Raw genomic sequence first — 7,512 nt, 5'->3', positions numbered from 1 at the left:
GGTCTGGGGCTGGGCCCTGGCCCTGCGCGGGCTGGAGGGACTGCACGGCTACCTCGTGGTCACGTCGCGCATCCGTCCCACGGGGGCCCAGCTGTCCCAGCTCGCCACACTCGTCTGGCATACCGCCGCGGCCCTGTCCGTGGCTTACGCCCAGCGCCGCCAACGCGAGGACGCGGCGGAGCTTCACCGGGTCAAGGGGGAGCACGCGACTCTTCAGCGGCAGATGATCCACGTGGTGGCTGAGCTGGGGTATCAGCGGGCCGTCCACGCGCTCGTGGCCGACATCGCCGCGGCGGGCGGCGGGGAGGAGGCCGTCACCCGCGCACTGCATGAGCTCACCGGATTTCCCGCGCTGGTCGAGGACCGCTTCGGGCGGCTGAAGGCCTGGTCAGGTCCCGGCCGACCCGACCCCTACCCGGAACCGGACCCCGTCCGCCACAAGGACATGCTGCACGCCGTCGCACGTGAGGCCGGGCCCGTACGGATCAAGGACCGGCTGATCACTCTGGTCCATTCACATGGCGAGGCCCTGGGTGTACTGGCGCTGGTCGACGTCCTGCACAAGGCCGACGAACACACCGTGTTCGCGCTGGAACACGCCGCCGCTTCGCTCGCCCTGGAGCTGGCGCACCTGCGCCATCTGGCCGCAGTGGAACTGAGGCTCCACCGCGAGCTGGTCGACGACCTCCTCGCGGGCACGGACACCACCAGCGCCTACGCCCGGTCCGAGGCGGTCGGACACGACCTGCGCCGCAGCCACTACGTCGTCGTCGTGAAGTGGTCGAACCGGACCACGGACGATTCGTTCGCCCGGTCCGTGGGCCGGGCTGCCTCCGCCGTCGGCATGCATGCGCTGCTGACCCGACGCTCGGACCACGTGGTCCTGGTCGTCGACGACAGGCCGCACGCTCGCGCCCTGCACGAGGCGCTCGCCCAGGAGACCGGAACACGGTCCGGGACGATCGGGGTGAGCGCCCCCTCCGACTCCGTGCCCGACATCCCCCACCGCTACCAAGAGGCGCAGCGCGCCGTCGAGGTGCGGCTCCATTCCCGCGAGCGGTACGGCACGACCTTCTTCGACGAGCTCGGCCTGTACCGCATCCTGGGGCCCGGCGCCGATCACCAGGAACTGGAGACGTTCGTCCACGAGTGGCTCGGGCGGCTCATCGACTACGACGCCCGGCATCACACATCCATGGTGGAGACCCTCTCCCGGTACTTCGACTGCGGCGGGAACTACGACGAGGCCGCCGCATCCCTCGCGATCCACCGCAGCACGTTGCGCTACCGGCTGCAGCGCATCCGTGAGATCAGCGGCAACGACCTCGCGAACGTCGAGAACCGCCTCAACCTCCAGGTGGCGACCCGCGTGTGGAGGATCGTGCTGGGCGGGTCCGGCTGATGCGGCTCGGCATGAGCCGTGGCCAAGGAGCGGGGAACAGCGTCCGGCCCGCGACAGCTTCGCGGGCCGTCGTACATCACGGCGAGAGGGCGCTCGCCGGACCGGCGCTCCTCAGTCGCCGTCGCGGATGGGGCGCGGCCCGCTCCGCGGCTCATGCCCGGCATCCGCCGGTGCGGCACGCGTCGTAGGGTTCGGGGAGGTGACGACCCACAGGAGAGCGCATACATGATCCGGACCGTGGTGGTCGACAACGAGGCGCTCGTGCGTTCCGGCTTCCGGCTCATCCTCGACGCCGCCGACGACATCGAGGTGGTCGCCACGGCCACCGGTGGCCAGGCCCTCGCAGTCGTCCGGGAACAGCGGCCCGACGTCGTCCTCCTCGACATCCGTATGCCGGACGTGGACGGCCTGACCGTCCTGCGCGAACTGCACGCGCTGCCCGCGCCGAAGCGGCCCGTCGTGGCGATGCTGACCACCTTCGACACCGACGAGTACGTCCTGAGTGCCCTCGACGCCGGGGCCGCCGGTTTCCTGCTCAAGGACACCGAACCCGCCCAGCTCGCGCAGGCGGTACGGATGCTCGCCGCGGGCGGCGTCGTGATGTCGCCGAAGGCGACCCGTTCGCTGCTCAGCCGCCATCCCGGTACAGGGAGGGCCGACCAGGCCACCGCGCGGGTCGAGGGGCTCTCCGAGCGGGAACGGGACGTGCTCGTGCTGGTTGCCGAAGGGCTCTCGAACAGTGAGATCGGGGGCCGTCTCCATCTGAGCGGTGGGACGGTCAAGGACCACGTCAGCGCGATCCTGGCCAAGCTGCGGGTCGGCGGCCGGGTCCAGGCGGCACTGCTCGCGCAGCGGGCCGGGCTGCTGGCAGAGCGATGAGCAGGATCCGAATCCACACCGCACTCACCGATCTCGCGCTGGTCGCCTTCGCCGGACTCGACCTCTGGCTCAACCTGGAGGACGACACCCCCTACGGCCTCGCTCTCGGCGCTCTGTCCTGCGCGGTGCTGCCCCTGCGCCACCGGTTGCCGCTGTCCGCCTTCCTGCTCTGTCTGCCCGGCTCCCTGGTCCAGGACGTCCTCATCGCGCCGGTCGCCGCGCTCTACGCGCTCGCCGCGCGCACCCGCGACCGGCGGCTGCTCGCCCTGTACGCGGTTCTCTTCGCGCTCACCACTGCCGCCCCCTGGCCGCTGACGGACTTCAGGGGCGAGGAGCGCACCTGGGCGCTGGTCACCTTCGTCTACATGCTCGCGATGGCCGCCGGTCCCGTCCTGCTGAGCCAGCTCGTGCAGGCCCGGCGGGATCTGGGCCGCCAGCTGGCGGAGACCGAGGCGGTCAAGGAGCACGAGCGGGAACTGCACGCGCAGACCGTCCTCGCCCGCGAACGGGCCCAGTTGGCCCGGGAGATGCATGACGTCGTCTCGCACCAGGTGAGCCTCATCGCCGTCCAGGCAGGGGCCCTCCAGGTCGCCGCCGACGACGACGCGGCCCGCGAGGCGGCCCGTACGATCCGCACGCTCAGCGTCGACACCCTCGACGAGCTGCGCACGATGGTCACCCTGCTCCGGGTGTCCGGCGGCGACAGCACGGAGCTGGCCCCGCAGCCCACCCTCGCCGACCTCCGCCGCCTCATCGACAGCAGCGGCCTGGACGCCGGGCTCACCGGCCAACTCCCGCACCCGGACGCCGTTCCCGCCCCGGCCCAGCGCGCCCTCTACCGCACCGTCCAGGAGGCGCTGACCAATGTGCGCAAGCATGCCCCCGGGGCCGCCGCGGCCGTCGAGCTCTGGCACGACGGCACGGCGTACGGGGTCACCGTCACCAACAACGCCCCGGTCCGTCCCGCCCTCGCGCTGCCCGGCGCACACCACGGCCTCGTCGGCCTCCGCGAGCGTGCCGAACTGCTCGGCGGCGCGTTGGATGCGGGGCCGTGCGCGGACGGCGGCTGGCGGGTGCGGCTGTGCCTGCCGGAGAGGCTGACATGAGGCCGCACCACGCGATCGGCCCCGGCCGAGGGGAGGCCGGGGTCGTGGACGCCGCTTGACGACCGGCACAGGTGGCCGGTGGATGCGGGCGCCTTACCGGTGGTGGCCGTTCCCGTGGCCGTCGGGGTGCAGGACGACCTTGGTCCAGCCGTCGTCCCGGGCGTCGAAGTGCTCGTAGGCGGTCGGGGCTTCGTCCAGGCCGAGCTCGTGGGAGACGATGAAGCTGGGCTCCGCCTTCCCGCCCGCGATCAGGTCCCGCAGGGCCCGGTTGTACCTCTTCACCGGCGCCTGACCGGTGCCCATGCGCTGGCCCTTGAACCACATCATCCCGAAGTCGATCGGGACCTTGCCCTGGGCCTCCAACTCATTCTGGGCTTCCGCGCCACCGGGGTCCTCCGGCAGGAACACACCCACCACCCCGATGTTGCCCGTGAACCTGACCGAGTCGATCAGCCCATTGAGCGTGAGGCTCGCGTCCTCCTGTCCCTGGGGGTCATGCGCCTGGTAGCCGACGCATTCGCAGCCGTTGTCGGCGCCCAGGCCGAGGGTGGCCTCCTTGATGACCTCTGACGGGTTCTGCTCGGCGGTGTTGATCGGGATGGCGCCGATCTCCTCCGCCTTGCTCAGCCGGTCGGGCTGGTGGTCGGCCACCCAGACGCGGCCGGCGCCCTTGAGGACGGCGGAGTAGGCCGCCATCAGTCCGACGGGGCCCGCCCCGAAGACGACGGTCTGGTCGCCCGGCTTGACGTGGGCCATCTCGGTGGCGTGGTACCCGGTGGGGAAGATGTCGGCGAGCATCACGTAGTCGCTCTGCCGCTCTGCGGCGTCCTCACCCAGACGCAGCGCGTTGAAGTCGCCGTAGGGCACGCGCAGCAGTTCCGCCTGGCCGCCCTGGTAGGGGCCCATGTCGGCGAAGCCGTAAGCGGCTCCCGCCAGGTCCGGTTCCGGCTGCATGGTCAGGCAGTAGTTGGTCAGGCCCCGCTCGCACTGCTTGCAGAAGCCGCAGGCGATGTTGAAGGGCAGGACCACGTACTCGCCGACCTTCACCTTGCTGACGGCCGAGCCGACCTCGACGACCTGGCCCATGTTCTCGTGTCCCAGGGTGCGACCGGTCTCGAACGAGGTGCGGCCCTCGTACATGTGCAGGTCCGAACCGCAGATGTTGGTGGTGGTGATCTTGACGATGATGTCGCAGGGGTGCTCGATCTTGGCGTCCGGCACGTCCTTCACTGTGACCGTGCGCGGTCCGTCGTATACCGCTGCTTTCATGATGATTCCCCTTGGTGTCATGACGCGGCGATGACGGCTCCAGATGGGAGATGCCGTCTGCTGGGGACCCCGGGAAGGGACTTGCGGCGCGGGCTCCGCGGCCCGTCAGCGACCGGCGAAACGTCCGTTCACCGATCGCTGGGCCGGTGTTCTGATGGGCAGGGTGGGGCACTGGGTGCGCGTTTTGGCGCAATCACCCGCTGGTCGCCGTGGTCATCTTCCAGCATACGACTGCGTTCCTGTGCGCGCTTGGGGTGGGCGGCACTCCTAAGGCCGCGTCTCGGACAGGGTCGTCGAGGGTGTCACACCGTAGCGCTGACGGTAGGCGGCGGCGAACCTGCCCCGGTGGGTGAAGCCCCAGCGGAACGCGACGTCAGTGACCGTCACCTGGCCTGGTTCCTTCGCGCGCAACTCCTCATGGACTCGGGCAAGCCGCGCCTGGAGCAGGTAGTCGGTGGGGGACATGCCCACGTGCTGGCGAAAACCCTGCTGCAACCGTCGAATGCCCACCCCGGCGATCTCCGCGAGGGCGGACACGGTGAACGGATGCTCCGGGTGTGCCTCCATGGCATCGATGGCGCGTTTGACCGGGGCGGGACGGCTGGGTCGGACCGGCCGCGCCAGCTCTTCGCGGTAGGGGTGATCCGCTGCCAGCAGCAGGCCGATCAGCAGTGCCTCGTGCAGTCGGTCGGCCACCAGCTCCTGCCCGGTGAGCCCCTGGGACGTCCGGGCGTCCGCTGCCGCCATCTGGACAAGACGGACCCAACTGCGCCCAGGGCCACGAGAGATGTCCATGGCGGGGCGCAGCCGGAGGGGCAGCCGGACCGGGGCGTCGAGCAGATGCTCCAACTGGGCTTCCAGCGCGGTCCGCTCGATCTTCACCGCGAGAAGCCGGCAGTCACCGCTCCACCGGTCCAGTACGGTGGAGCGGCCCGGCTGGAAGACGGCGGCTTCGTCCACCGTCGCGAGCAGTGGATCGACGCGTCCCTGGTGCCATGCCATGGCCCCGGAAAGCGGTATGTCGACGTGGTAGGCGCCGAGCTCGCCGAACCGCATCCGCAGATCCGCACCGAACTGCAGGACGCCGAGCGTCACGCCCCGGAGGCGGCTGACCTCGAAGTACCCGGAGAGGGCCGCCGTGGGCTGAAGAAGGTCGACGGCGTTGCTGTAGAAGTTCTCCTCGATGAGCTGCCGGGCCTCGTCCAGGTCGCCGGTACGGAGTCGGACCGGCCGGGTGGCTTCGGCACGGAGAGCCGCACCCTCCTGAGCGGGCGACCGGGTCGACAGCTCTGTCGACCGGGTCGGCGGCTCCGCCGATCGGGTCGGCCGCTCTGCCGCCCCGTGCCAGCCGGTCGGCATGGGGTGCTTGCCCGTCTCAACATCTGTGCGCAATGCCGTGACTCCGTCCGCGACGTGGGTGGCCGCCGGAATCACGCGTTCCTGCGGGAACATCGGCCACAGAATAGTTCGGCATTCACACAAGACTGTCGTCCCAGCACCCGGGCTCACGCCGAGCCTCCACGGCGGGGATGGAATGGTTGCGCTTAAAGGATCATGGCGTGCGCTGACCGGATCATGTCCGCAGGGAATACTGCCTAACGTGGACCCGGGGCGCCCTCCAGCCCCTCCGCAGTACCGGCCAGAAGGCGCACACCGCTCAGTGCGCCAAGCGGCCGTCGCGTCCTGGGTGCCCGGACCCCGCACCCAGGACGTCGTGCTGCGCGGGGCCCACATCATCGGCTGACCGCAGCCGCGCCCCCGTCGCCGGAGGGCTTCGTCAGACCGTACGGTGCATGCCGACCGAGGCGGGCGCCGTGAGCCTGAATCCGAACTTCTCGTACAGGAACCGAGCGTCGCCGTCCGCGATCAGCGAGACGTACGCCCCCTCCGGCGCCCGTCGCTCCAGCTCACCCACCAGCTCAGTCATGATCCGCTTGCCCAGCCCCCGGCCCTGGTGCTCGGGCGCGACACAGATGTCGACGATCTGGAAGAAACAACCACCGTCTCCGACGATCCGGCCCATGCCGACCGGCTCATCCCCTCGCAGCACCAGCACGCCGTGCCAGGTGTTCGGCAGGCCCGCCTCAGCGGCCTCAGGACTCTTCGCGCTCATCCCCGAGATCCTCCGCAGCCGGAGGTAGGTCGTCGCGGATGGCGTACCCGCACTGAGCAAGTAAGGGTCGATATCCATAGTCACCTGATACAGCTTATAAGAAACCTCCTGCCGGTACGCACACTCCGCCGAAAGAGAGCGCGTCACCCACGCGGCCGAACGGTGCGGCGGCTGACGTGCACAGACGCCGATCGGCTTCCAAGGTGGTGAATGGCCCGCGCACCGGCAGCCCCTGACACCGTCGGACAGCATGAGTCCTTGTCCGCGGGCCACCCCCCTCTCCACAACGAACGCGGCATCCGGCTCGTCAGGAGGACCGGCTGCCGTGAGGATCGGACAGCCGCTGTGACCACTTCGCCCTTCGGGTCCGGTGACCCCTTCTCGGACCTGTTCAACCGCTTCTTCGGCACGAGCCCTGCGGCCTCCCCGCCGGCGGTCCAGCGTGTGCCCATCGGCCGCCTGCTCAGCGACGCCTCACAGGAACTTCTGGCGGCGGCCGGGGGGCGTGCCGCCGAGGACGGTGCCGATCTCGACACCGCGCATCTGCTGTGGGCCGCCACCCAGGTCGAATCCGGGCGCCAACTCCTCGAACAGGCAGGCACCGACCCCGACGCGCTGGCGGCTCAGGTGGAGCAGTCGCTGCCCACCGGCGGCACGGTGGAGGAACCGCGGCTGACCCCGGCGGCGAAGCGGGCCCTGCTCAGGGCCCACGCAGAGTCCCAGGCAGCGGGTGCGTCGTACAT

The 7,512-nt window shown here is 70.4% G+C and carries 7 protein-coding genes; 4 read left to right on the top strand and 3 right to left on the bottom strand.

Translation table 11 applies throughout. The features are described 5' to 3' along the window. The 3 genes from AB8Z36_RS23125 to AB8Z36_RS23115 all read left to right on the top strand — a co-directional run. Positions 1-1,402 (top strand): PucR family transcriptional regulator (locus AB8Z36_RS23125; protein WP_369215279.1); only part of this gene is annotated, 1,402 nt, incomplete at its 5' end. A 225-nt stretch (positions 1,403-1,627) separates the two neighbouring features. After that, entirely contained in the window at positions 1,628-2,281 is a 654-nt protein-coding gene (locus tag AB8Z36_RS23120; RefSeq protein WP_369215278.1) for a response regulator, read from the top strand. Further along, complete coding sequence (locus AB8Z36_RS23115; RefSeq protein WP_369215277.1) at positions 2,278-3,387, top strand: sensor histidine kinase; 1,110 nt, start codon at positions 2,278-2,280, stop codon at positions 3,385-3,387. The genes AB8Z36_RS23120 and AB8Z36_RS23115 overlap by 4 nt, the downstream gene beginning before the upstream one ends. A gap of 93 nt (positions 3,388-3,480) precedes the next feature. Here AB8Z36_RS23115 and AB8Z36_RS23110 read toward each other — a convergent pair whose 3' ends face one another. The 3 genes from AB8Z36_RS23110 to AB8Z36_RS23100 form a co-directional block, all read right to left on the bottom strand. Continuing rightward, positions 3,481-4,656 carry a glutathione-independent formaldehyde dehydrogenase gene (locus AB8Z36_RS23110; protein ID WP_369215276.1) on the bottom strand — a complete coding sequence of 392 codons (1,176 nt, stop codon included), beginning with the start codon at positions 4,654-4,656 and terminating at the stop codon, positions 3,481-3,483. A gap of 267 nt (positions 4,657-4,923) precedes the next feature. Continuing rightward, a complete protein-coding gene (locus AB8Z36_RS23105; protein WP_369215275.1) occupies positions 4,924-6,048 on the bottom strand; it encodes a helix-turn-helix transcriptional regulator in 1,125 nt (374 codons plus the stop codon). Positions 6,049-6,433: 385 nt separating this feature from the next. Continuing rightward, on the bottom strand, positions 6,434-6,847 hold the full coding sequence (locus AB8Z36_RS23100; RefSeq protein ID WP_369215280.1) for a GNAT family N-acetyltransferase: 414 nt from the start codon (positions 6,845-6,847) through the stop codon (positions 6,434-6,436). A gap of 267 nt (positions 6,848-7,114) precedes the next feature. On the opposite strand from AB8Z36_RS23100, the gene AB8Z36_RS23095 reads away from it, so the two are divergent. Further along, positions 7,115-7,512 (top strand): Clp protease N-terminal domain-containing protein (locus tag AB8Z36_RS23095; RefSeq protein WP_369215274.1); only part of this gene is annotated, 398 nt, incomplete at its 3' end.

It is taken from the genome of Streptomyces flavofungini (assembly GCF_041028215.1).
GTDB classification, from domain to species: domain Bacteria; phylum Actinomycetota; class Actinomycetes; order Streptomycetales; family Streptomycetaceae; genus Streptomyces; species Streptomyces flavofungini_B.
The sequence above is the reverse complement of the archived record's forward strand: the minus strand, read 5'-3'. Positions and strand labels throughout refer to the sequence as shown.